Genomic DNA, 21,053 nt, shown 5'->3' with positions numbered 1-21,053 from the left:
ATAGGGGCCGCGCTTTCGCAACGGCCCCCACCCCCCACTCTTTGTGGAGCTATCAGATCAGCTTGCGGGCAGCGCCCAGTACGATCTTGATGGCATCAGATTCGGTCTTCGCCATGGTCTCGGCGTTCGGGATCTCTTGCTGGGTACGGTTGACGATAACGCCAGCCACCATACCGGCACGCAGACCCTGGCTGGAGCACATGGTCAGCAGGGTTGCAGACTCCATCTCATAGTTCAGCACGCCCATGGCTTGCCACTCTTTCATGGAACCCTGGAAACGGCTCACTACGCGGCCGGATACGGTGTCGTAACGCTCCTGACCCGGGTAGAAGGTGTCAGAGGAGGCAGTCACACCGATGTGCAGCTTGGAGCCCATCTCTTTGGCGGTGTTGACCAGCGCGGTGGTGCAGTCGAAGTCGGCAACAGCCGGGAACTCCATCGGTGCGAAGTGCAGGCTGGCACCGTCGAGGCGCACGGAGCCGGTGGTCACGATCACGTCACCCACGTTCAGGTGCGGCTGGATGGCGCCAGTGGTACCGATGCGCAGGAAGGTGCGGATACCCAGCTGGGCCAGCTCTTCTACCGCGATGGAGGTGGACGGGCCACCGATACCGGTAGAGCAGATGATCACGGCCTTGCCGTCCATCTCGCCGCGCCAGGTAGTGAATTCACGATGGCTGGCCAGGTGCACCGGGTTATCCAACAGCTCTGCGATACGCTTCACGCGCTCGGGGTCACCGGGGACGATCGCCAGGGTGGCGCCTTGCAGATCCGCTTTCTTCAAACCCAAGTGAAATACATCAGACATAGTGGACTCCTGGTTGCCCCCTGCCAGCATGGTCAGGGCACAAGTTAAGATGATTCTTTATGATACTTTCAAGCCTTTACCCCCCTCTTCGGGGAGGCGCCAACTATGGTCGAAAGCGCTTTCCAATTCCTTGAAGCGCCTCACACTTCCACGCATTGACAGTGACAAACATTGCGCAAAACGTTTGCTAACTCAATGAAATAATTGACAAACGTTTTTCTGTCAATCGAGTCAGATGCAGGAAAGTCAAGCCTGGTTCAGTGCTTAATTAACGACTCGTGATCGACCCCGTAAAGTTGTAAACAAGATGCTTTTGTATCCCTTTCTAGATGGTAGCGTAGCTCTTAACTACCACTTAATGGCTAACTATAGGAAGTCCATCATGGCTACATTCAAGTTCTATATTCCCGCTATCAACCTGATGGGTGCCGGCTGTCTGCAAGAGGCTGCCGCCGATATCAAGGGTTACGGCTATCGCAAGGCGCTGATCGTCACCGACAAAATCCTCAACCAGATCGGCGTGGTCGCCAAGCTCACCACCCTGCTGGCTGAACATGGCATTGAAAGCGCAGTTTTCGATGAGACCAAACCCAACCCCACTACCAGCAACGTTGAAGCGGGTCTGGCGATGATCAAGGCCAACGGCTGCGACTGCGTCATCTCGCTGGGGGGCGGCTCGCCCCACGACTGCGCCAAGGGCATTGCGCTGGTCGCCGCCAACGGTGGCAGCATCAAGGATTACGAAGGGGTGGATCGCTCCGCCAAGCCGCAACTGCCGCTTATCGCCATCAACACCACCGCCGGTACCGCCTCCGAGATGACCCGCTTCTGCATCATCACCGACGAAGCGCGCCACGTGAAAATGGCCATCATCGACAAGCACGTTACCCCGCTGATGTCGGTCAACGATCCCGAGCTGATGCTGGCCAAGCCGGCCGGTCTCACCGCCGCCACCGGCATGGATGCCCTGACCCACGCCATCGAGGCCTATGTCTCCACCATCGCCACCCCGGTAACCGATGCCAGCGCCGTGATGGCCATCGAGCTGATTGCCAAGCACCTGCACACCGCCGTTCATCACGGCGATGACCTGCATGCCCGCGAGCAGATGGCTTATGCCCAGTTCCTGGCCGGCATGGCCTTCAACAACGCAAGCCTGGGCTATGTGCACGCCATGGCCCACCAGCTGGGCGGTTTCTATGACCTGCCCCACGGTGTCTGCAACGCCGTGCTGCTGCCCCACGTTCAGGCGTTCAACGCCCAGGTCAGCGCGGCTCGTCTGAAGGATGTGGCCCGCTACATGGGTGTAGATGTGAGCACCATGAACGACGAGCAGGGTGCCGCCGCTGCCATTGCCGCCATCAAGCAGCTGGCGCTGGATGTAAAGATCCCGGCGGGTCTGGAGCAACTCGGCGTCAAGGCAGATGACTTCGATACCCTGGCCAGCAACGCCCTGAAAGATGCCTGCGGCTTCACCAACCCGAAACAGGCGAGCCACGAAGAGATCGTCGCCATCTTCCGCGCGGCGATGTAACAGCAGCCGGATTGCCAGAAAGGGTCGCAGTGCGACCCTTTTTATTGGCTGATGGATCAATGGCTTTTTACTTCCGTGGAGGGAGTCGGTATGATTTGCCGAGCCAAAAAGACTTGAATGGATGATCTGAACTCGATATGCGGATGAAACACCTGATTGCCGCGGCTTTGACCGCCCTCACCCTCTCCGGTTGCAGCCTGGTCTATCGTATCGATATTCCCCAGGGCAACTATGTGGAACAAAAACAGGTCGACAAACTGCGCCAGGGGATGACCCGCGAGCAGGTCAGCTATGTACTGGGGACCCCCATGCTGCGTGACGGCTTTGACCCCAACACCTGGTACTACCTCTATGAATTCCAGCCGGGCCACGGCGACAAGGAGCGCAAAGAGCTCACTGTCACCTTCGCCAACGACAGGCTGACCACAGTGACGGGTGACTTCCCGCTGCCAGCAGCCTTCAATACCCCGCTCTGATATCCCGCAAAACCGGCCTCGCGCCGGTTTTGTTTTATCCAGCCCCGCGTAATTCATCCTGCCCGACAACACTGAGTCATTTCTCCCCATTGCAGCTGCTCGCAAATTGCCTGATGCTGATGAACAGCCACCATGGCATCAATGCCATCGAATGACACAGGGAGAATCCCCATGAGCCGGATCCTGATTGCCGGAGCCAGCGGCCTGATCGGTCGCGAACTGGTGCAGCAACTGCCTGCCGAACATGAACTGACCCTGCTCTGTCGCAAGCCGGGCAAGGAGGCGCACCACTGGCTGCCGGTCAATTTTGATGATCTGGCCAGCGTCACCCTCTCCCGCCCGGTCGATATCGCCTTCTGTGCCCTCGGTACCACCCGCAAGGAGGCGGGCTCTGCCGAGGCGTTTCGCCGGGTCGATCTCGACTATGTGGTCGCCTTTGCCGAACTGGCCCACCGCCACGGCTGTCAACGGCTCATCGTGGTCTCGAGCATGGGAGCCAGCGCATCGTCCCCGGCGCTCTATCCGCGTACCAAGGGGGAGATGGAGCAGGCCCTGCTGGCCCAATCCTGGCCACGGCTCGCCATCGTGCGGCCCGCCATGCTGCTCGGGGAGCGCCAGCCACCGCGCCTCTCCGAGCAGATCTTTCAGACCATCTACCCGCTGTTTCGGCCGCTGCTGGTGGGCAAGCTCGCCCGCTGGCGTGCCATCGAGGCCAGTCAGGTGGCCCATGCCATGATTACCCTCTCCCGGCAACCCGCTGGGTGCGAGATTGTCGAGAACGAGCAGTTGCTGACCCTCTGAACCCGGCCTTCCCCACTACTTACGCACAGTGCTGCAAAAACAGAGCCGCAAAAACAGCAGGGCAAGCCAATTGGCTTGCCCTTTGTTTATCTGTTGGCGAGGTACCCTGACCGCCTCTTGCCATCACAGGCCGCGCTCGGCAGTCAGGGCAACCGCCCTCAACCGCGAATATGGTCGATAAAGGCGTCGATCTGCTCGCGGGTGCAGGCGGGGTTCATAAAGACAGCCTTCTCTCCGGCGATATAGGAGTACTTGCCGCGGGCGTCATAGTCGGAATGGGCCACCGCCTCCACCCAGTTGGTGTAGAGCCCCACCTTGCCGCGCCCCTTGAACAGGCTGCGGTGGTAGTCGGTGTTGCGCTGCAGCCGCGCCTTGTAGGCAGGATCGCCGGAGCGGGCCAGCTCGAAGGCGAACTCGGCCTCCGGATCGCTCACCCACTCGGGGTTGTAGATCTTGAAGCCGACACTCGGCCCCTGATTCTCCTGCGCCACCAGCTTGACGTTGCCAAGCTGACTCAGGCGATAGCGGAAGTAGTTGGCATTTTGCAGGCAGTGGGCCAGCACGGTGCGATACCCCTCGACCCCCATATAGTTGAGCGCCGCATAGGCACCAAACAGACCGCTCGCGCCGCGGGAACACTCGATGGTGGATTGCAGGTGGGTCTGGCCCTGAATGTCCCGCTCGAAGTAGGAGAAGTTCTCCGGGTCATTCTCCATCGCCTTGAGGTCATCCTGCTCTTTAATCATCACCAGACTGGAGGTGTAGGGTACATAGCCCCACTTCTGGAAATCGACGGTGAAGGAGTCGGCATATTTCAGCTCGGCAAAGCGTGTCACGTTGCGCTCGATCCCCGCCAGGGTGGCGCTGTTGATGGCGAGCGGGTTGGCGGCAAAGTCGTAACCCAGGAAGAAGATCATCGACCAGCCGATGGCCGCATCGACGTGGATATGGGGCTTGACCGTCACCTCGAACTGCTCGCAGAGGCGATTGCGCAGCTCGAACACGGGTTTCACCTGATCCACCCCGAAGGTGTCGGTGGTGCCCATGGTGAGCATGATGGTGGGCACCACGTGTTTCAGGGCAAAACAGGCGGTCAGGGTGCGTTCGAGGTGGTCGAGATCGATGTCGTTGTTCTCGCCGACCTGAATGCGGATAGTCTTGTTCTCGATATCGACCCCAAGCAGGGAGAGGTTGGTGATGTTGGAGTAGTGACCGCCCTGGGAGTTGATGATGCGGTAATCCTGATAGTGGCCGAGCCCCTTGTGCTTGGCCTCCGGCAAGGTTTTGCGAATGCCGAGCAAGTAGCCATAGAGGTTACAGAAGGTCCCCCCCTGGGTGAAGATGCCGGTGGCCCGAGCCGGGTCGTAACCCGCCAGCAGCGCAATCTGGCGCACCACCTTCTTCTCCAGCTCCTCGGCCACCCCGGCGTATTCGGAGTAGACCAGATTGGGGTTGGCAAGAATGCCCAGCTGGGCGCCGTAGATGGCGGGATCCGCCGACATGGTGATGACGTTCTCGACGCTGGAGGGGTTCTCCCAATCCTTCGACAGCGCGGCGGCAAACAGCAGCTCGGCCATCGGCTCGTCCGAGGTGCGCATGGTGGCGGGCACCGGCATGGTCTCGCAGAGGTCGGCCAGGCGGGCACGGCCATCAGGCCAGGCATTCAAACGGGTATCGGGGGCCAGGCCACGGGCCCGAAATTCGTTGAGAGTGGCAAATCCGGGTTCGCGAAAAACGGGCCAGAGATCGGGATTGCGCGAGAAAAAGTTGGCTTTGACGGTGGCGAAACGGGCGGAGAAATCGGGGTGGACGGCATTGACGCTTTCGTCTTTCAGATAAACTAAGTCACTCATTTTTATACCATTAGTACAGCAAATGTGCGGCCGTTATACCCCTGAGCCAGCGGGGCCGACAGTGACAATATCTAATGGCCTACCCTACTTTTTGTCATGTATCAGTCATCACAAGGGCTGGCAAAAAGGCGCCTTTGAGGCGCCTCTTTATATTTCGTGATCTTGCTCCCATCCTGGCTGACAGCGCCCTCACTAACGGACCGCCATCAGCACAGCGCCCCCTCAACGCAGGGAGGCCAACAGCCACCGGGCAAACTCCGCCAGCTCGCTCTGCTGCTGCGGGAAGGCCGCCAACCAGGGCTGCAGACGCGCGGCGACAGCGTCCGGTCGATAGCCGCAACCCGCCAGTTCGGCCGCCAGCAGATCAAACGGGGCCGGCTCCAGAGTATCGCTAAAGAGCTGTGCCCGGGTGATGACCCCTTTCGCCACATCAAAGTGCAGCTCCACCCCGCCCCAGCTGAACCGCTCCTCCAGCAGATGGCTGAACGCCGGGGCATGGCCATAGTTCCACTCCCAACTGCGCTGACGGGCGAAGGTCTCGGCAAAGCCCGGCAGATCCGGCATCTGCTCGGGGGAGATATGCTCGGGCTCAACTCGCGCGCCGTAATGGTGGAAAAAGGCCTCCTGCAGCGCCTTGCTCACCTGTTGATGGTCGATCCCCGGCAGCAGTTCGCACAGATTGGCCACCCGGCTGCGCACCGAGGTGATCCCTTTGGCCGCCAGCTTCTTGGGGTCGGGGTTGAGGTAGTTGGCAAGGCGGCCGAGATCGGCATCCAGCAGCAGGGTGCCGTGGTGGAACCCGCGATCCAGAGTCTCCCGATAGGCCGACCCCGATACCTTGCGCTCCCCGTCCGGGGTGGCCACCAGCAGATCGTTGCGACCGGAGGCAAACGCCTCGATCCCCAATCGCTTGAGCCCGTCCAGCACGATGGCGGTGGAGACGCTCTTGTCATACTCCGGCTTGCCCGCCATGAAGGTGAAGCAGCTGTTGCCAAGGTCGTGGAACACGGCGCCGCCACCGCTGCTGCGACGCGCCAGGGTCACCCCGTCCTCTTCCATCCGGCGGGTATTGCACTCCTTCCACGGGTTCTGGGCACGGCCGATCACCACGGTATTGGCGTTGCGCCAGAGGAACAGCACCCGCTGACCGGGGTCCATCTGGCGGAAGATGCACTCCTCAACGGCCAGATTGAACAGGGGATCGTGAGAGTCGGAGAGAAGCAGACGCAAGCGGGACATAAAAAGACCTTATCCGGAACTGGGGGCAGCATGATAACACTGACGGGGTACCATCACTGAGCCGTTGCACATTAACCGGTGCGCAGCAGCCGCGATACATTTGCGTCACACCTGACTGCCCTATAAAAGTATCTATTGATATAACGACACAGCTTGACGTGCAACCACGGAAAAAATGCAGTCAAGCCACAATGACAACGATAAAAACGGGAAAAAGTGGCTAGAATGCGACCACTTCGATAGGCCATATGACTCTCTTATTGGTCACATAACTTGCAAAAAAACGGCATGTATCCATCCCGTGTGATGAACGACACAAAAATGACTTCCCAACCCCCCTATACCCCATTGCAAAAGCCTTTTCTCCCCTTGCAGGTGACACAAAATTGCTTGAATCTAGCCTAGACACCGCTCCCGAGAGAAACGTTGTATGACGGAGAACGCAGCCCCCCGCCAGCCCCTCAGCTGGTTTCTGCCAATGCTGGTCGGTATGGTCATCGCGACCCTGACCTCTCCCCCGGTGCGAGCCGGCGAGCAGGTCATCGTCCAGTTGCCGTGGCAACACCAGTTCCAGTTTGCCGGTTACTACGCGGCCATCGCCAAAGGGTTTTATCGGGAGGCCGGTCTGCATGTCACCCTGCGCGAAGCGGACTCCCGCACCGATGTGGTCAGCGAGGTGATCTCGGGAAAGGCCCAGTTTGGCATCAGCGGCAGTGATCTGCTGCTGGATCGGGCTGCCGGTCGTCCTGTGGTGGTGCTCGCCGCCCTGCTGCAGCACTCGCCGCTGATCCTGCTCACGCTGGATCGGCCAGATATTCGCAACCCGGCCGATCTGGCCAACAAGCGACTGATGCTGGAGCCGGGCTCCAACGAGCTGCTGACCTACCTTTCCCACCATACCCGCAGCCGCGACTGGGTCACCCTTCCCTACAAACAGGGGATTCAGGCACTGCTGGCGGGCAAGGTGGATGCCATCAGCGCCTACAGCACTACCGAGCCCTTCTATCTGCAACAAAAAGGGATCCCCTATCGGGTCTTCAGTCCGCGCACCATCGACTTCGACTTCTACGGCGACAACCTGTTTACCTCCGAGCGGGAGCTGCTCACCCGACAGGATCGGGTCTACGCCTTCCAGCAGGCCAGCCTCAAGGGGTGGCGCTATGCGATGGACCACCCCGAAGAGATGATCAACCTGATCATGGAGCAGTACCCGACCGGGGCTGGCCGTGAACAGCTGGAGTTCGAGGCGCGCGAAACCAGAGAGCTGATGCAACCGGATCCGATCGAACCAGGCTACATGCAGCAGGAGCGCTGGCTGCAGATCGCCAAAACCTATCTGGAGGCGGGCATGCTCACGGTATTGCCCAACCTCGACCGCTTTATCTACGACCCGGCGCAGGAGCGGCTGCGCCAGCAACGGCAACTGCTCGACAAGAGCGTGGCGGTGGCCATGCTCATCACCTTTACCCTGATGACCCTGCTCGGCATCTTCTTGCACCTCTATCTGCGCCTGCGAGAGGAGGCGCGGGATCGCCAGCGGCTGACCCGTGAACTGGCCCAGAGCGAACAGCACTATCGCTTCGTGGCGGAGAACAGTGCCGATGTGATCTGGACCATGGATGCCGCCAGCTTGCGCTTTCGCTATGTCAGCCCGGCCATCACTCCTCTAAGCGGCTACGAGGCTCCAGAGCTGTTTGCCCTCCCTCTCAAACAGCTGCTGCCGGATGCCTCAAGGCAACTGCTGCGCGAGGAGATCTCCGCCACCCTGGAGGCCTGGCAGCGGGGGGAACATGACCAGACCCGCCGGGTCATTCGCACCCAGCTGCGCCACAAGGATGGCCATCTGGTGGCGACCGAGACCATCACCACCCTCCATGGCAACCACAATGCCCAGCCGGAGGCGATCCTAGGGGTCACCCGGGATATCACCGAGCGGGCAGCGCGAGAGGAGATGATGCGCCGCCTCGCCTTCTACGACCCCCTCACCGGGCTGCCCAATCGCCGCTTGCTGCAGCAACGGCTCAAGGAGCTGATGGAGCAGGAGACGCCCCGTCCGCTGGCATTGATGTTTATCGATCTCGATCACTTCAAGCCGATCAACGACACCTTCGGTCATGAGACCGGGGATATTCTGCTCAATATGGTGGCCGAGCGGATGAGCCACTGCGTGCGCAAACAGGATCTGGTGGCACGGCTGGGGGGCGACGAGTTCGTTATCTTGCTGCCGGAGAGTGGCGACGAAGTGCTGGCGGTGGCCGACACGCTGCACCAGCAGCTGCGCCATCCGTTCCAGCTGGAGGGGCAGGAGCTGCGCATCTCCAGCAGTATCGGGATCGCTCTCTATCCGGAGCACGGCGAGGATGCCAAAACCCTGATGCACCACGCCGATCAGGCCATGTATCAGGCGAAGAATCGCGGCCGCGGCCGGGTCTGCCTCTATACCGAAGGCCTTGATCCCGAGCAGGGCGCCCTGCTGTGGCAACCCGGCCACGAGTGCGGTCACCCGCGCATCGATGCCGAGCATCGCCAGCTCTTCGTATTGACCAACCGGCTGCTGGAGCGGATGAAAGATCAGCACGAGGATCCGGCCCCGTTTCTGGAGAGTCTGGAGAGCCTGTTCGACATGGCTCGTCACCACTTCGCCTTTGAAGAGCAGATGCTGGCGGAGATCGACTATCGGGAACTCGTCAGCCACCGTCAGGATCACCAGCGCCTGCTCAACAAAGCAGGCCAGCTGCTGCACGCTGCCAAAGCGGGGACTCTGGGCAACGACGAGTTGCTCAACTTCATCATTCAGGAGCTGGTGGTCGGCCACATGAGTCAGGCCGATCGCCGCTACTTTCCCCTGTTCAGATCAGAGCGCAGCCTGTCGGTTGCGGAGGTGGTCGCCTAGTCCCCCTCTGCTCAGACCCGAGCGTAACGCGCCTCTTGCGAAAGGAGCGACCTAGTCACCGCGCAGGGCAACTACTGGGTCAAGACGCACTGCCCGCAGCGCAGGAGCGACCCCGGCCAGCAGGCCAACCAGGGCGCTGCAACCAAGCGCCAGCAGCAGATAGAGAGGATGGAGGGTGAGCGGCAAGCCAGCCGCCAGCAGGGTGAGCAGCAGCTTGAGCCCGCCGAGCAGGGCCAGCCCCATGGCTCCGCCCAGCAGCGCCAGCACCACGGCTTCGAGCAGGAACAGCAATAGAATGCGCCGCCGTGGACAACCCAACGCCATCAGCAAGCCCACTTCGGGGATCCGCTCCTGCTGGGCGATGCTCATGATGCTGAAGATGCCGACCGCCCCGATCAGCAGAGAGATAATGCCGAGCCCGCCAACCGCCAGCTTGATGATGGAGAGGATCTTGTCGAGGCTGGTCAGCATGTCCTGCTGGGAGGTGAGGGTGAAATCCTCGGCGCCGTGGCGGGCGATCAACACTCGCCGGATCTGGGCGGTGATGTCGGCCTCCGTCTGCCCGGCGCGATAGATGACGTCGATCTCCTGCAGCCCTTCCTTGTTGAACAGCGCCTGGGCGTGAGCGGCGGGCAGATAGATCATGTCATCCAGATCAAAGCCGAGAAATTGCCCCTTGGACGCCAGCACCCCGGCCACCCGAAAACGGCGATCACCAGCGCGCAATAGACTCCCAGGCGCATCGCCACCGGGAAACAGCTCAGCCGCCACCTTGGCCCCCAGCACCGCATAGGCGCGGGGCATGGCACTGTCATCCGCAGGCAGAAAACGCCCCTGCTCTAGGGTGAGCCGCCAGCCTGAGAGCGCAGCCGGACCGGTGCCCAGAATGGCGGTGCTGCGGGTCAATCCGCGGCTGCGCACCTCCCCTTGCCCCTGCACCACAGGGAGCGCCGCCTCTACCCCTGCCAATCTGGCGAGGGCATCGGCATCCTCCAGCAGCAGGGGACGGCTGCTGGAGAGGATGCCGGGCGGGCCGCCTGCGGTTTCGGTCTTGCCCGGGGTCACGGCGATCAACCGGGTGCCAAATTGGGAGAAGCTGTCGAGCAGATAGAGCCTGAGCCCCTCGCCGATGCCGGTGAGCAGGGTCACCGAAGCGATCCCGATGGCGATGCCGAGCGCCGACAGCAGGCTGCGACTGCGCCCCGCCAGCAAGGCGCGCCAGAGCCAGAACAGCAGATCCGCGGCGCGCATCAGCCACCGCTCCACTGCCCGCTGCGCAGGCTGCTGACCGGATCTTGCCGTGCCGCCCGGGAGGCGGGCAGCCAGCTAAAAAACAGCCCGGTCAGCAGGGCCGCCGGTATGGTGCAGAAAGTAGCAAGCAAGGGGACCGCCGCCGGAAATCCGGGCCAAATCACTCCGGCGAGGCCAACCAGGGCATAGCCCAACACTGTGCCAAACAGCGCGCCACTGCCGCTCAACAGCAGCGCCTCCCACAAAAACAGCTGGCGGATCTGGCGACTGTCGGCCCCCAGCGCCTTGAGCAGGCCGATTTCGCCGGTGCGCTGGCGGGTGCTGATCAGCGCCAGATTCATCATCATGATGCCAGAGACCAGCAGGCTGATGGCGCCGATACCGGCAACTGCCAGAGTAAGGGTCGAGAGAATGGTGGAGAAGGTGGCCAGCATGGCGTCACGGCGCACCACGGTCACATCGAGTACCCCGTGGCGCCCCTGCATCAGCTGCTCCAGTCGCTTGACCAGCGGAGGCACCGCTTGCCCCGCCAGCGGCTGGATCAGCAGGCGAAACAGCCCCTCGGTATTGAACAGCCGCATGGCGCTACCGACCGGGATCAGCGCGGCCTCGGCCATATCCATCCCCAGATTGCTGCTCTGGCTGGTGAAGACCCCCACAACCCGAAAGCGGCGATTGTCAAAACGCAGCCACTGTCCGACCGGATCGACCTGACCGAACAGCTCACGGGCCACCTTGGCCCCGAGCAGAACGGCCGAGCGATCCTCTGCGGCATCCCCCGGCAGCCAGCGGCCGGAGAGCAGCTCCAGCCCGTGGGTATCGCGCAGCCCGTTGCTGCTGCCAAGCAGCATGGTCTGACGCAACCGCGCCCCCTGTTTGGCCTCGGCAAAGCCCATCACCAGCGGCACCAGCCGCACGTTTGGCTGATGCTGGCCAAGGTAGTGCATATCATCGAGAGTGATCTGCCGCAGACTGTTGCCGGTGACCGGCGGCAGCCCGCCGGTGGTCTCCTTGCGGCCCGGGAACATCACCAGCAGATCCTTGCCAAGGGAGCTGAACTGGTCGGCCACATAGCGCCTCGCCCCCTCCCCCAGCGCGGTGAGCAGCAGCACCGAGGTGACGCTCAGACTCACCGCCAGGATCAAGACCAGCGCCCGTGAACGCTGACGCAATAACGCCACGGCGGCAAAGCGGATCACATCGGGCCGCCGCATTCAGCCACCGCCGCTATCAATGTTGATGCGGCCATCGTTCATCAGGATCCGCCTGCCCGCCCGCTCACCGAGGCGCGGATCGTGGGTTACCACCACCAGCGTAATCCCCTGCTCTCGGTTGAGCCCCTCAAGCAGGGTAATCACCTCCTCCCCGGAGCGGGAGTCGAGATTACCGGTGGGCTCGTCGGCCAGGATCAGTCGCGGCGCCATCGCCATGGCCCGGGCGATGGCCACCCGCTGACGCTGACCGCCGGAGAGTTCGGCTGGGCGATGTCCGGCCCGGTTCTCCAACCCCAGCTCCCCCAGCAACTGCTGACTGCGGCGATGGCGCTCGGCGGGGGCGATCCCGCACAGCATCAGCGGCAGCTCGACGTTTTCACGGGCGGTGAGGCGGGAGATGAGGTGAAACGACTGGAACACGAAACCGATGCGATGGCCGCGCAGCTGGGCCAGCGCCGGCTCTGACAGGGTGGCGGTATCCTCCCCTCCCAGGCAGTAGCGCCCCTCGTCGGGCCGATCCAGCAGCCCCAGCACATTGAGCAGGGTCGATTTGCCGGAGCCCGAGGGGCCCATCACCGCCAGATACTCCCCCTCGGCAACCCGCAGGGAGACGCGATCGAGGGCGGCCACTTCGCTCCCCCCCAGAGTGAAACGACGGCTGACGACATCAAGGCGAATGAGATCACTCATCCGTCTGCTCCGTATCGGCGCTGAAAGGGCCCTCCCCGACAATCTGTCCGGGCTGGGCTGCCAGCCGATCACCGGCGGCGAGCCCCTCGGCCACCTCAATCCAGTTCCAGTTCTCCACACCCCAGCGGGGTACCACCCGCACCAGCTTATCCCCTTCCAGCCGCAGCACGCTGCCATCGTCAGCCCGGCTGCTGGCCGCTACCCGCAGCACATCGGTGGCGCGGGTCACCTCGACCTCAAGGTCGGCACTGTAGCCAATAAGCAGGGGCACATCGGTGGGCAGGGCAGTGAGCGCTGCCTCCACCTCGACGGTGCGGGCCTGTTTCTCCAGCTCCTTCACATAGGGGGCGATACGGGTGACAGTGGCGGCAAAATCGCGCCCGGGCATGGCGTCAAGCAGTACCCGGGCAGACTGGCCCACCTTGAGGCGGGCGGCATCCACCTCATCGATGGGGGCTGAGACATAGAGACAGCGATCGTCGATGAGATCGATCACCGGAGGCATGGCCACTCCGGGCGGTGAGGGAGTCATGTATTCGCCCAGCTTGCTGTTGACCTCCGCCACCACCCCGGCAAACGGCGCCAGCAGGCGGCGCTCGCTCAAGCGGGCCTCCACCTGGGCGACCTGCGCCTCGTCAACCCGCTCCTGCTGACGGGATGCGCGGCAGACATAGCGGCGGGTATCGGCCAGATTCTGGGCCTGCTCGGCGAGGGTGCGGGAGGTGAGGTTTTTGGCCAGCAAGGTGGCCAGCCGGTTGGCCTCCCGCTCGTAGTAGGCCGCCTCGCTGCAACGCTCCTCGCGCTGGGTCTTGCCGAGCGCCTGCTGGGCGCGGGCGCGGGCGAGATCAGCGCGGATATCGTCACTCCAGAGGGTCAGCAGCAGATCTCCTCGGGCTACCCGCTCCCCGGCCTTGACGGCGATCTGCTCCACCACGCCGCCACCGGGCAGACTGAGTCCGGCCCGCTGACACGACTTGATGGTGCCGGCCCGGGTGTTGACCACAGTGACCAGCACATCCCCCCGCCCGACCTCAGCCAGCCTGATCGGCGTCGGCTGCGGTCGCCACCACCATGCTGCCGCAGCCACCGCCACCACGGCGCCACTTCCCCACCACAACCAACCTCTCTTCATCGCGCATCCTTTCGCTAGTGACTCCCGTCATGTGCGTCGGGAGAGCAGGGCATAATAGAGCAAGGGTATCACCACCAGGGTGAGCAAAGTGGAGACCAGGATCCCGAAAATCAGGCTGATGGCCAGTCCGTTGAAGATGGGATCATCGAGGATAAACAGAGCCCCGATCATCGCCGCCAGCGCCGTCAGCATGATGGGTTTGGCCCGCACCTGCGCCGCTTCGATCACCGCCTGCTCGAACGCCACCCCGGCGCTGCGCTGCTGCTCGATAAAGTCCACCAGCAGGATGCTGTTGCGTACGATGATCCCGGCCAGGGCGATCATCCCTATCATCGAGGTGGCGGTAAACTGGGCTCCCAGCAGGGCGTGGCCCGGCATCACCCCTATGATGGTGAGCGGAATGGGAGCCATGATGATGAGCGGCACCAGATAGGAGCGGAACTGGGCCACCACCAGCAGATAGATGAGGATCATCCCCACTCCGTAGGCTAGCCCCATGTCGCGGAAGGTCTCGTAGGTGATCTTCCACTCCCCGTCCCACAACAGCGCCACCTCTCCCAGTTTATCCGGCTGCTGTACGTAATATTGGGGCAGGTCGATATTGGCACCGGCGGCAAACATGCCGTAGAGCGGGCTGTCGGTATGGCCACCCATGTCGGCCACCACCATCACCATGGGCTGCATGTTCTTGTGCATGATATAGCTGGGGGCCACCTCATCACGGCGACTCACCAGCTCGGAGACCCGCACCAGCTGGCCGCTCTGGCTGCGCACCTTGAGGGCCAGTACGCCCGCCAGATCCCGTTTGTCACCGGGAGCCAATTCGATACGGATCGGCACCGGATACTTGGCGCCGTGACCCTGCAGCCAGCTGGCATCCTGATAACCCACCCCGCCATTGAGGGTGTTCACCAGATCCCCGAGATCGACCCCGAGCAGGGCCGCCTTGCTGCGATCCACCACCAGCCGCCACTTGGGCTGCGGGTCGGTCAGATAGATATCCACATCCACCAGATCCGCCGTGGCCACAAAACGGGCCTGTACGGCGCGAGCGGCCGCTTCGCGGGCGGCATGAGTCGGGCCATAGATTTCAGCAACGATAGGTGACCAGACCGGCGGGCCGGGCGGCACCTCAACGACTTTCAGGTTGCCCCCTGCCGCACTGGCGATGGCCTGTAGCGGCTCCCGAACCGACTGGGCAATCTGGTGACTGCTGCGATCCCGCTCATGCTTGTCCACCAGATTGACCTGAATATCCCCCACGTTGGCGCCGCTGCGGATAAAGTAGTGGCGCACCAGGCCGTTGAAATTGATGGGGGCGGCGGTGCCGGCGTAGACCTGGTAATCCTTCACCTCCTCCACCTTGGCAAGCTCCCGCCCGACCGCCAGCAGGGTGCGCTCGGTCTGCTCCAGGGTCGCCCCCTCCGGCATATCGAGCACCAGCTGAAATTCCGACTTGTTGTCAAAGGGGAGCATCTTGAGCACCACCCACTGCACCACCGGCATGGCTGTGGCGGCCCCGACCAGCAGCAACACCCCCAGCCAGAGTTTGCGTCTGGCGCGCTTGGCGCCATCACCGATCAGGAAAGGGGTCATCAGCCGGTGAAAAAGACCCGCCTTGGCCTCGCCGTGGGCAGCGTGCACCTCACCTTTGAGCAAATGGCTCGCCAGCCAGGGGGAGAAGATAAAGGCCACCAGCAGGGAGATAAGCATCCCCATGCTGGCATTGATGGGGATGGGGCTCATGTAAGGACCCATCAGCCCGCTGACAAAGGCCATCGGCAGCAGAGCCGCAATGACGGTCAGGGTCGCCAGTATGGTCGGCCCCCCCACCTCGTCTACCGCCCCCGGAATAAGCTCCTTGAGCGACCCCTTGCCCAAACCGCGATGGCGGTGGATGTTCTCCACCACGACTATGGCGTCATCCACCAGAATGCCGATGGAGAAGATCAGCGCAAACAGCGACACCCGGTTGAGGGTAAAGCCCCAGGCCCAGCTGGCGAAGAGAGTCAGCGCCAGGGTGATGACGATGGCAACGCCAACTACCAGCGCCTCGCGCCAACCCATGCTCACCAGTACCAGCAGCACCACCGCCGTGGTGGCAAAAATCAGCTTGCCGATCAGGGTGTTGGATTTGGTCTCGGCGGTAACGCCGTAGTCCCGGGTCACCGTCACCTCGACCCCGGCAGGGATGAGTCGGTTCTGCAAACTTTCGACCCGCGCCTCTACCCGCTTGGCCACATCGACCGCGTTCTGGCCCGGCTGCTTGCCGATGGCCAGGGTCACCGCCGGATAACTGGCTTGCCCCAGCCCCATCCAGCTGCGTTTGGTCGGAGTCTCCTGACCCAGAGAGACCTTGGCCACATCCCCCAGATAGACCGGCTTGCCGTCGTGCAGCCCCACCACCAGCTCTCTAGCCTCCTGCTCATTTTGCAGGAACTGCCCCACCTGTACCTTAATCTCACTGTTGTTCTGCTCGATAGCCTGTGTGGTGCCTACCTGATTGGCGGCCGCCAGTCGCTGACTCAGCTCGCCCCAGCTGATGCCGTGGGCGCTGAGGGCCGCCGGATCCGGCATCACCCGCAACACGGCGCTCTGGCTGCCCAGCGTGTAAATATCGCGGGTACCGGGAATGCGCTTGAGTTCGGTCTCCAGCTCATGGGCGACCCGGGTCAACTCGGGAGCCCCCAGTTGCTTGCTCCCCTCTTTGCTCCATAAGGTCAAACTGACGATAGGGACATCATCGATCCCCCGGGGTTTCACCAGCGGCTGACCGACTCCGATCCCCTGTGGCAACCAATCGCGGTTGGAGTCGAGCTGGTTGTTGAGATCGACGATGGCCTGCTCGCGGCTCACCCCCACCTTGAACACCACCACCAGCAGGGCGCCATCAGGTTGGGAAAAAGAGTAAAGGGTATCAATACCCTTTATCTGGGAAACCACCTGCTCGGCAGGGGTGGTGACGAGAGAGGCCACTTCAGCCGGGCTGGCTCCCGGGAAGGGAATGTAGACATCGGCGAAGGTGACATCGATCTGCGGCTCCTCCTCCTTGGGGGTCACCAGCACTGCAAACAGACCTAGCAACAGCCCCACCAGCGCCAGCAGCGGAGTGATGGCCGAGCCTTGGAACAGCGCAGCCAGCCGACCGGCAGGCCCCAGCCTCTCCTTGTTGCCGTTCAGCTCGCTACTCATGGGCCACCTCCTGCTGCTGCGCCCAGGCATCGGGAGCCAGCTTGTCACCGGCTTGCAGCCCGGCCAGGATCTCGCACTGCCCTTCAAAGCAATGGCCGACCCGCACCGGCGTCAGGGCCCAGCCAGCAGGCTGCTGCAGATAGACGCCATTGAACTCCCCTTGCCGCAGCAGGGCGCGCTCCGGCACTTGCAACACCTGACGCTCACCCTGCTTGAGCTGCACCTTGAGCCACATGCCGGGCAATACCCCGGCGGTTTGCGGCGGCAAGTCGAGGCGCAACCTGAAGGCGTGGCTCTGGCTGTCGGCATAATTGAAGCGGGTCAGTTTGACCGGGGTAACAGACTTGCCATCGGGCAGCAGCACCTGCACATCCGCAGGCTCACGAGCCAGCGTCAGGGCGGATTGGGGCAACTCCACCTCCACCCGCAAGGTGTCGAGAGAGAAGCCGGAGAGCAGCGGGGTACCAGGGGCAACTGTCTCCCCCAGCTCGACCAACCGCTTGGTCACCACCCCAGCGTAGGGGGCCAGAATGCGGGTATAACCGTAGGCCTCACGGGCCTGAGTGAGAGCCGCATCGGCAGCGTTCACCTCGGCGCGGGCGGCGCGATCCGTCGCCTGGGCATTATCGAGCTGGGCGCGGGTGATCACCCCCTTGGCAATCAGCGCCTGAAAGCGGGCGAGCTGGCGCTCGGCTTCCACTTGCTGAGCCTGCGCCCGCGCCAGCCGCGCCTCGGCACCCGTGACGGCGGCAAACTGCTCCTTGCCGCTGATCTCCAGCAGCGGTTGCCCCGCCTGCACCTGATCGTTCACATCCACCAGCATGCGGGAGACCCGGCCGCTGGTCTGGGCCGCCACCGTCCCCTGATTGATGGCACTGACGGTGCCATCCAGCGTCAGCCAGTCGGTCACCGCCTGTGGCGCCACTGTCAACAAGGGCTCTGGCTCCCCTTCAGCGGCAAGGGCCCGGGGGGATGTCATGGCCTGCGATGTCATCACCAACAAGGTGATCCCCAGCAACCGGATCTTTTCCATCATCACTCTCCTTCCCTGGCATCATCAATCACTTCACGGGATCAGGCGGTATGGGACTGGCGCACCTTATCCACTCCCCGAGCTGGCGCCTTGGTCAGCAACCTGGCCAGCCCTCTGTCAAACAGCAAGATCCCGGCCACCATGGCCGCTATAAACAACATTATCATGGGCTGCCCGCTGGAAATGAGACTCAGAGCAGGCCCCGGACAGATGCCCACCAATCCCCAGCCGATGCCAAACAGCGCGGCCCCGCCGATCAGCCGGCGCTCCAGCCTGGGGGCTGGTACGGCAACGATGGGCTCCCCCAGCACACTCTGGCGACGGGGTTTCACCAGCAGAAAATAACCCGGCATAAAGACCAGCAGAGCCCCTCCCATCACGAAGGCGAGACTGGGATCCCAGGCCCCGGCCAGATCGAGAAAACCGGTGACCCGGGCGGGATCCATCATGCCGGAGATGGCCATCCCCAGCCCGAACAACACACCCGCAAACAAACTTGTCAGCAACTTCATGGCGATCAGCCCCTTACAGCAGATGATGAGTGACGAAGACGGTGATAAAGCCTGCCGCCATAAAGGTCAGGGTGGCGACGATGGAGCGCAGGGAGAGCCGCCCCATGCCACAGATGCCGTGGCCGCTGGTGCAGCCATTGCCAAGACGGGTACCGACCCCAACCAGCAGACCGGCCAGTAGCACAACGGGCCAGCCGGGCAAGGTGGTGAATGCAGGCATGGTGGCCCAGCCCAGGGTCAGCGCCAACCAGGCGCCCGCCCCCAGCCCCAGCAGAAACAGCACCCGCCAAGGTGCACGGTGTTGCAGCGCACCGGCCAAAATGCCGCTGATCCCGGCCACCCGGCCGTTGAACAACATCAGGATCAGGGCCGACAGCCCCGCCAGCATGCCACCGCCCAAAGAGAGCAGCCATTGGCTTTCCATCATCAAGATTCCTTATTTTCCGAGTGACAAAAATGGGTTTGCAACGCTCCCAGTACATCGGCCGCCGCCTCGCTCACCAGCGAGTAGTAGATCTGCTGGGAGACCTTGCGCGAACGGATCAGGCCGTAGCGCTTGAGCACCGACAACTGCTGGGAAAACGCCGACTGCCCGAGTTGGCTATGGGCCAGCAGCTCCCCGACCCCCTTCTCCCCCTCCACCAGCTGGCAGAGCACCATCAGGCGTTCGGGATGAGCCAACGCCTTGAGCAGGGAGGCGGCGGCTGTCGCATGTCTGTTCATCTCGTCGAATTGGCTCATAAGAGTAAATTAGCAATTGCTGATATTTGTTCTATTGTATAAAACAACACTAAATTAGCAACATCTAAAGTAGATGAGGAGAAAGACCATGACAGTAGATAACGGAGTCAGAATCGTCGCGGGTTGCATGTTGCTGCTCTCGCTTATCCTTACCACCTGGGTTCATCCGGGCTTTGTCTGGTTGAGTGCCTTTGTCGGGTTCAACCTGATCCAGAGCGCATTCACCGGTTTCTGCCCGGCAGCGATGATCCTCAAACGGATAGGATTTAAATAACAGGGTCGGATGACCTAGGCTCATATGAGCGTGTAATAAACGCAGGAGGCTGAACATGGCAACGGTAATCGTCATCGGCGCGGGTCTCGGGGGCATGTCTGCCGCCTACGAACTCAAGGCCGAACTGGGCAAGCAGCATGAGGTGATCCTCATCAATGACAAACCGGACTTTGAATTTACCCCCTCCAACCCCTGGATTGCCGTCCAGTGGCGGGAGCGCAAGGAGACCTCGATCCCCATCGAACCCCATGTGAAGAAAAAGGGGATCCGCTTTATCCATGCCGCCCTGACCGAGCTGCAACCGGCGGCGCAGCAGCTCACCCTCTCCGATGGCCAGACCCTGCGTTACGACTTTCTGGCGATCTGCACCGGCCCGGCCCTCGCCTTTGACGAGGTGACGGGGGCTGGCCCCGAATCCGGTGGCACCACCAGCGTCTGTACCCTCTCCCACGCCGAAGAGTGCCGCCACAGTGTCAGCGCACTGGTCGATGAGCCCGGCCCTGTGATTGTCGGCGCCATGCCGGGCGCCTCCTGCTTCGGTCCCGCCTACGAGTATGCGTTCATCCTCGATCGCCACCTGCGCGACAAGAAGGTGAGAAAAAATGTGCCCATGACCTTTGTCACCAGCGAGCCCTACATCGGCCATCTGGGTCTAAACGGTGTGGGCGACTCCAAGGGGATGCTGGAGAGCGAATTGCGGATGCGCGACGTGCAGTGGATCTGCAATGCCCGCACCGTGGCGGCGCAAGATGGCCAGATGAAGGTGGAGGAGCTGGACGATGAGGGCAACATCAAACGCACTCACACCCTGCCCTACAAACACGCCATGATGCTGCCCGCCTTTGTCGGCATTGCGCCGCTGCGGGGCATCGAGGGGCTGGTCAATCCCCGCGGTTTTGTCATCGTCGACGAGCACCAGCGCAACCCCGCCTTCCCGCAGATTTACGCCGCCGGTGTCTGCATCGCCATTGCACCGCCGCACAAGACGCCGGTACCAACCGGGGTGCCCAAGACCGGCTATATGATTGAGGCGATGGTGCGCACCCTGAGCCACAACATCAAGGCGGAGCTCAGCGGCCAGCCGCCGGTGACCAAGGCAGTATGGAATGCCATCTGTCTGGCAGACATGGGGGACACAGGCGCCGCCTTCGTCGCCATGCCGCAGATCCCGCCGCGCAACGTCGCCTGGTTCAAGAAAGGAAAGTGGGTCCATCTGGCCAAGATCGCCTTTGAGAAGTACTTCCTGCACAAGATGCAGGTGGGGGATACCGAGCCCATCTACGAGAAACTGATGCTCAAATACCTCGGCATCGACAAGACCGAATGACCCCGCAGACCCGGCCCTCGCCGGGTCTGCTTTTGGCGGCCCTGCGCGGCAAAACGGGGCTTTCGATTATGTTTCAAGATGTT

Annotated in this window: 18 protein-coding genes; 6 read left to right on the top strand and 12 right to left on the bottom strand. The window is 62.3% G+C overall.

Features of this window, described 5'->3' with window-relative positions:
* Positions 1-52: 52 nt before the first annotated feature.
* On the bottom strand, positions 53-808 hold the full coding sequence (gene udp, locus OKC43_RS17150; RefSeq protein WP_005337975.1) for a uridine phosphorylase: 756 nt from the start codon (positions 806-808) through the stop codon (positions 53-55).
* A gap of 382 nt (positions 809-1,190) precedes the next feature.
* Between udp and yiaY the strand changes: the two genes are divergently transcribed.
* From yiaY to OKC43_RS17135, 3 genes are all read left to right on the top strand, one after another.
* Positions 1,191-2,342: an L-threonine dehydrogenase gene (gene yiaY, locus OKC43_RS17145; protein ID WP_270804032.1), complete on the top strand. Its 1,152-nt coding sequence runs from the start codon at positions 1,191-1,193 to the stop codon at positions 2,340-2,342.
* Positions 2,343-2,479: 137 nt separating this feature from the next.
* Positions 2,480-2,818, top strand: coding sequence for an outer membrane protein assembly factor BamE (gene bamE, locus OKC43_RS17140; protein ID WP_005337980.1), 339 nt, complete (start codon positions 2,480-2,482; stop codon positions 2,816-2,818).
* Between the two features lie 171 nt (positions 2,819-2,989).
* On the top strand, positions 2,990-3,619 hold the full coding sequence (locus OKC43_RS17135; protein ID WP_270804031.1) for an NAD(P)H-binding protein: 630 nt from the start codon (positions 2,990-2,992) through the stop codon (positions 3,617-3,619).
* Positions 3,620-3,777: 158 nt separating this feature from the next.
* On the opposite strand, the gene OKC43_RS17130 is transcribed toward OKC43_RS17135, so the two are convergent.
* A complete protein-coding gene (locus OKC43_RS17130; RefSeq protein WP_270804030.1) occupies positions 3,778-5,472 on the bottom strand; it encodes a pyridoxal phosphate-dependent decarboxylase family protein in 1,695 nt (564 codons plus the stop codon).
* Positions 5,473-5,694: 222 nt separating this feature from the next.
* Complete coding sequence (locus OKC43_RS17125) at positions 5,695-6,711, bottom strand: lipoate--protein ligase A (RefSeq protein WP_113738799.1); 1,017 nt, start codon at positions 6,709-6,711, stop codon at positions 5,695-5,697.
* Between the two features lie 430 nt (positions 6,712-7,141).
* Between OKC43_RS17125 and OKC43_RS17120 the strand changes: the two genes are divergently transcribed.
* Positions 7,142-9,604 (top strand): diguanylate cyclase domain-containing protein, encoded by a 2,463-nt coding sequence (locus OKC43_RS17120; RefSeq protein WP_442865560.1) that lies wholly within the window; start codon positions 7,142-7,144, stop codon positions 9,602-9,604.
* Between the two features lie 51 nt (positions 9,605-9,655).
* Here the strand turns inward: OKC43_RS17120 and OKC43_RS17115 are convergent, their stop codons facing one another.
* Genes OKC43_RS17115 through OKC43_RS17075 form a run of 9 tightly spaced genes read right to left on the bottom strand, consistent with a single transcriptional unit; the run spans position 9,656 to position 19,369 of the window.
* Complete coding sequence (locus OKC43_RS17115) at positions 9,656-10,855, bottom strand: ABC transporter permease (protein ID WP_270804029.1); 1,200 nt, start codon at positions 10,853-10,855, stop codon at positions 9,656-9,658.
* Positions 10,855-12,069 (bottom strand): ABC transporter permease, encoded by a 1,215-nt coding sequence (locus OKC43_RS17110; protein ID WP_236370078.1) that lies wholly within the window; start codon positions 12,067-12,069, stop codon positions 10,855-10,857. Before OKC43_RS17110 ends, OKC43_RS17115 begins: the two co-directional genes overlap by 1 nt.
* Positions 12,070-12,759 (bottom strand): ABC transporter ATP-binding protein, encoded by a 690-nt coding sequence (locus OKC43_RS17105; RefSeq protein WP_270804028.1) that lies wholly within the window; start codon positions 12,757-12,759, stop codon positions 12,070-12,072. It lies immediately after the preceding gene.
* Entirely contained in the window at positions 12,752-13,891 is a 1,140-nt protein-coding gene (locus OKC43_RS17100) for an efflux RND transporter periplasmic adaptor subunit (RefSeq protein ID WP_270804027.1), read from the bottom strand. Before OKC43_RS17100 ends, OKC43_RS17105 begins: the two co-directional genes overlap by 8 nt.
* A 27-nt stretch (positions 13,892-13,918) precedes the next feature.
* Entirely contained in the window at positions 13,919-17,083 is a 3,165-nt protein-coding gene (locus tag OKC43_RS17095; protein ID WP_270804026.1) for an efflux RND transporter permease subunit, read from the bottom strand.
* On the bottom strand, positions 17,076-18,116 hold the full coding sequence (locus OKC43_RS17090; protein ID WP_270804041.1) for an efflux RND transporter periplasmic adaptor subunit: 1,041 nt from the start codon (positions 18,114-18,116) through the stop codon (positions 17,076-17,078). The genes OKC43_RS17095 and OKC43_RS17090 overlap by 8 nt, the downstream gene beginning before the upstream one ends.
* A gap of 41 nt (positions 18,117-18,157) precedes the next feature.
* Positions 18,158-18,628: a YeeE/YedE family protein gene (locus OKC43_RS17085; protein WP_270804025.1), complete on the bottom strand. Its 471-nt coding sequence runs from the start codon at positions 18,626-18,628 to the stop codon at positions 18,158-18,160.
* A 13-nt stretch (positions 18,629-18,641) separates the two neighbouring features.
* Positions 18,642-19,055, bottom strand: coding sequence for a YeeE/YedE family protein (locus tag OKC43_RS17080; protein WP_069554757.1), 414 nt, complete (start codon positions 19,053-19,055; stop codon positions 18,642-18,644).
* Positions 19,055-19,369, bottom strand: a complete 315-nt coding sequence (locus OKC43_RS17075; RefSeq protein ID WP_005338008.1) for an ArsR/SmtB family transcription factor — start codon at positions 19,367-19,369, stop codon at positions 19,055-19,057. Before OKC43_RS17075 ends, OKC43_RS17080 begins: the two co-directional genes overlap by 1 nt.
* Before the next feature lie 88 nt (positions 19,370-19,457).
* Between OKC43_RS17075 and OKC43_RS17070 the strand changes: the two genes are divergently transcribed.
* Positions 19,458-19,643, top strand: coding sequence for a YgaP family membrane protein (locus OKC43_RS17070; RefSeq protein WP_270804024.1), 186 nt, complete (start codon positions 19,458-19,460; stop codon positions 19,641-19,643).
* Between the two features lie 55 nt (positions 19,644-19,698).
* On the top strand, positions 19,699-20,970 hold the full coding sequence (locus OKC43_RS17065) for an NAD(P)/FAD-dependent oxidoreductase (protein WP_201991632.1): 1,272 nt from the start codon (positions 19,699-19,701) through the stop codon (positions 20,968-20,970).
* Positions 20,971-21,053 lie beyond the last annotated feature (83 nt).

Source organism: Aeromonas sp. Y289-2, assembly GCF_027705925.1.
Lineage (GTDB): Bacteria > Pseudomonadota > Gammaproteobacteria > Enterobacterales > Aeromonadaceae > Aeromonas > Aeromonas veronii.
The sequence above is the reverse complement of the archived record's forward strand: the minus strand, read 5'-3'. Positions and strand labels throughout refer to the sequence as shown.

What these genes read in the sequence shown, in the direction of transcription:
- OKC43_RS17115 (WP_270804029.1), bottom strand. Translation starts at nt 10,855, where the DNA reads ATGCGCGCCGCGGATCTGCTGTTCTGGCTCTGGCGCGCCTTGCTGGCG.
- OKC43_RS17105 (WP_270804028.1), bottom strand. Translation starts at nt 12,759, where the DNA reads ATGAGTGATCTCATTCGCCTTGATGTCGTCAGCCGTCGTTTCACTCTG.
- udp (WP_005337975.1), bottom strand. Translation starts at nt 808, where the DNA reads ATGTCTGATGTATTTCACTTGGGTTTGAAGAAAGCGGATCTGCAAGGC.
- OKC43_RS17125 (WP_113738799.1), bottom strand. Translation starts at nt 6,711, where the DNA reads ATGTCCCGCTTGCGTCTGCTTCTCTCCGACTCTCACGATCCCCTGTTC.
- OKC43_RS17090 (WP_270804041.1), bottom strand. Translation starts at nt 18,116, where the DNA reads ATGGAAAAGATCCGGTTGCTGGGGATCACCTTGTTGGTGATGACATCG.
- OKC43_RS17095 (WP_270804026.1), bottom strand. Translation starts at nt 17,083, where the DNA reads ATGAGTAGCGAGCTGAACGGCAACAAGGAGAGGCTGGGGCCTGCCGGT.
- OKC43_RS17100 (WP_270804027.1), bottom strand. Translation starts at nt 13,891, where the DNA reads ATGAAGAGAGGTTGGTTGTGGTGGGGAAGTGGCGCCGTGGTGGCGGTG.
- OKC43_RS17135 (WP_270804031.1), top strand. Translation starts at nt 2,990, where the DNA reads ATGAGCCGGATCCTGATTGCCGGAGCCAGCGGCCTGATCGGTCGCGAA.
- OKC43_RS17085 (WP_270804025.1), bottom strand. Translation starts at nt 18,628, where the DNA reads ATGAAGTTGCTGACAAGTTTGTTTGCGGGTGTGTTGTTCGGGCTGGGG.
- bamE (WP_005337980.1), top strand. Translation starts at nt 2,480, where the DNA reads ATGCGGATGAAACACCTGATTGCCGCGGCTTTGACCGCCCTCACCCTC.
- OKC43_RS17120 (WP_442865560.1), top strand. Translation starts at nt 7,142, where the DNA reads ATGACGGAGAACGCAGCCCCCCGCCAGCCCCTCAGCTGGTTTCTGCCA.
- yiaY (WP_270804032.1), top strand. Translation starts at nt 1,191, where the DNA reads ATGGCTACATTCAAGTTCTATATTCCCGCTATCAACCTGATGGGTGCC.
- OKC43_RS17110 (WP_236370078.1), bottom strand. Translation starts at nt 12,069, where the DNA reads ATGCGGCGGCCCGATGTGATCCGCTTTGCCGCCGTGGCGTTATTGCGT.
- OKC43_RS17080 (WP_069554757.1), bottom strand. Translation starts at nt 19,055, where the DNA reads ATGATGGAAAGCCAATGGCTGCTCTCTTTGGGCGGTGGCATGCTGGCG.
- OKC43_RS17065 (WP_201991632.1), top strand. Translation starts at nt 19,699, where the DNA reads ATGGCAACGGTAATCGTCATCGGCGCGGGTCTCGGGGGCATGTCTGCC.
- OKC43_RS17070 (WP_270804024.1), top strand. Translation starts at nt 19,458, where the DNA reads ATGACAGTAGATAACGGAGTCAGAATCGTCGCGGGTTGCATGTTGCTG.
- OKC43_RS17130 (WP_270804030.1), bottom strand. Translation starts at nt 5,472, where the DNA reads ATGAGTGACTTAGTTTATCTGAAAGACGAAAGCGTCAATGCCGTCCAC.
- OKC43_RS17075 (WP_005338008.1), bottom strand. Translation starts at nt 19,369, where the DNA reads ATGAGCCAATTCGACGAGATGAACAGACATGCGACAGCCGCCGCCTCC.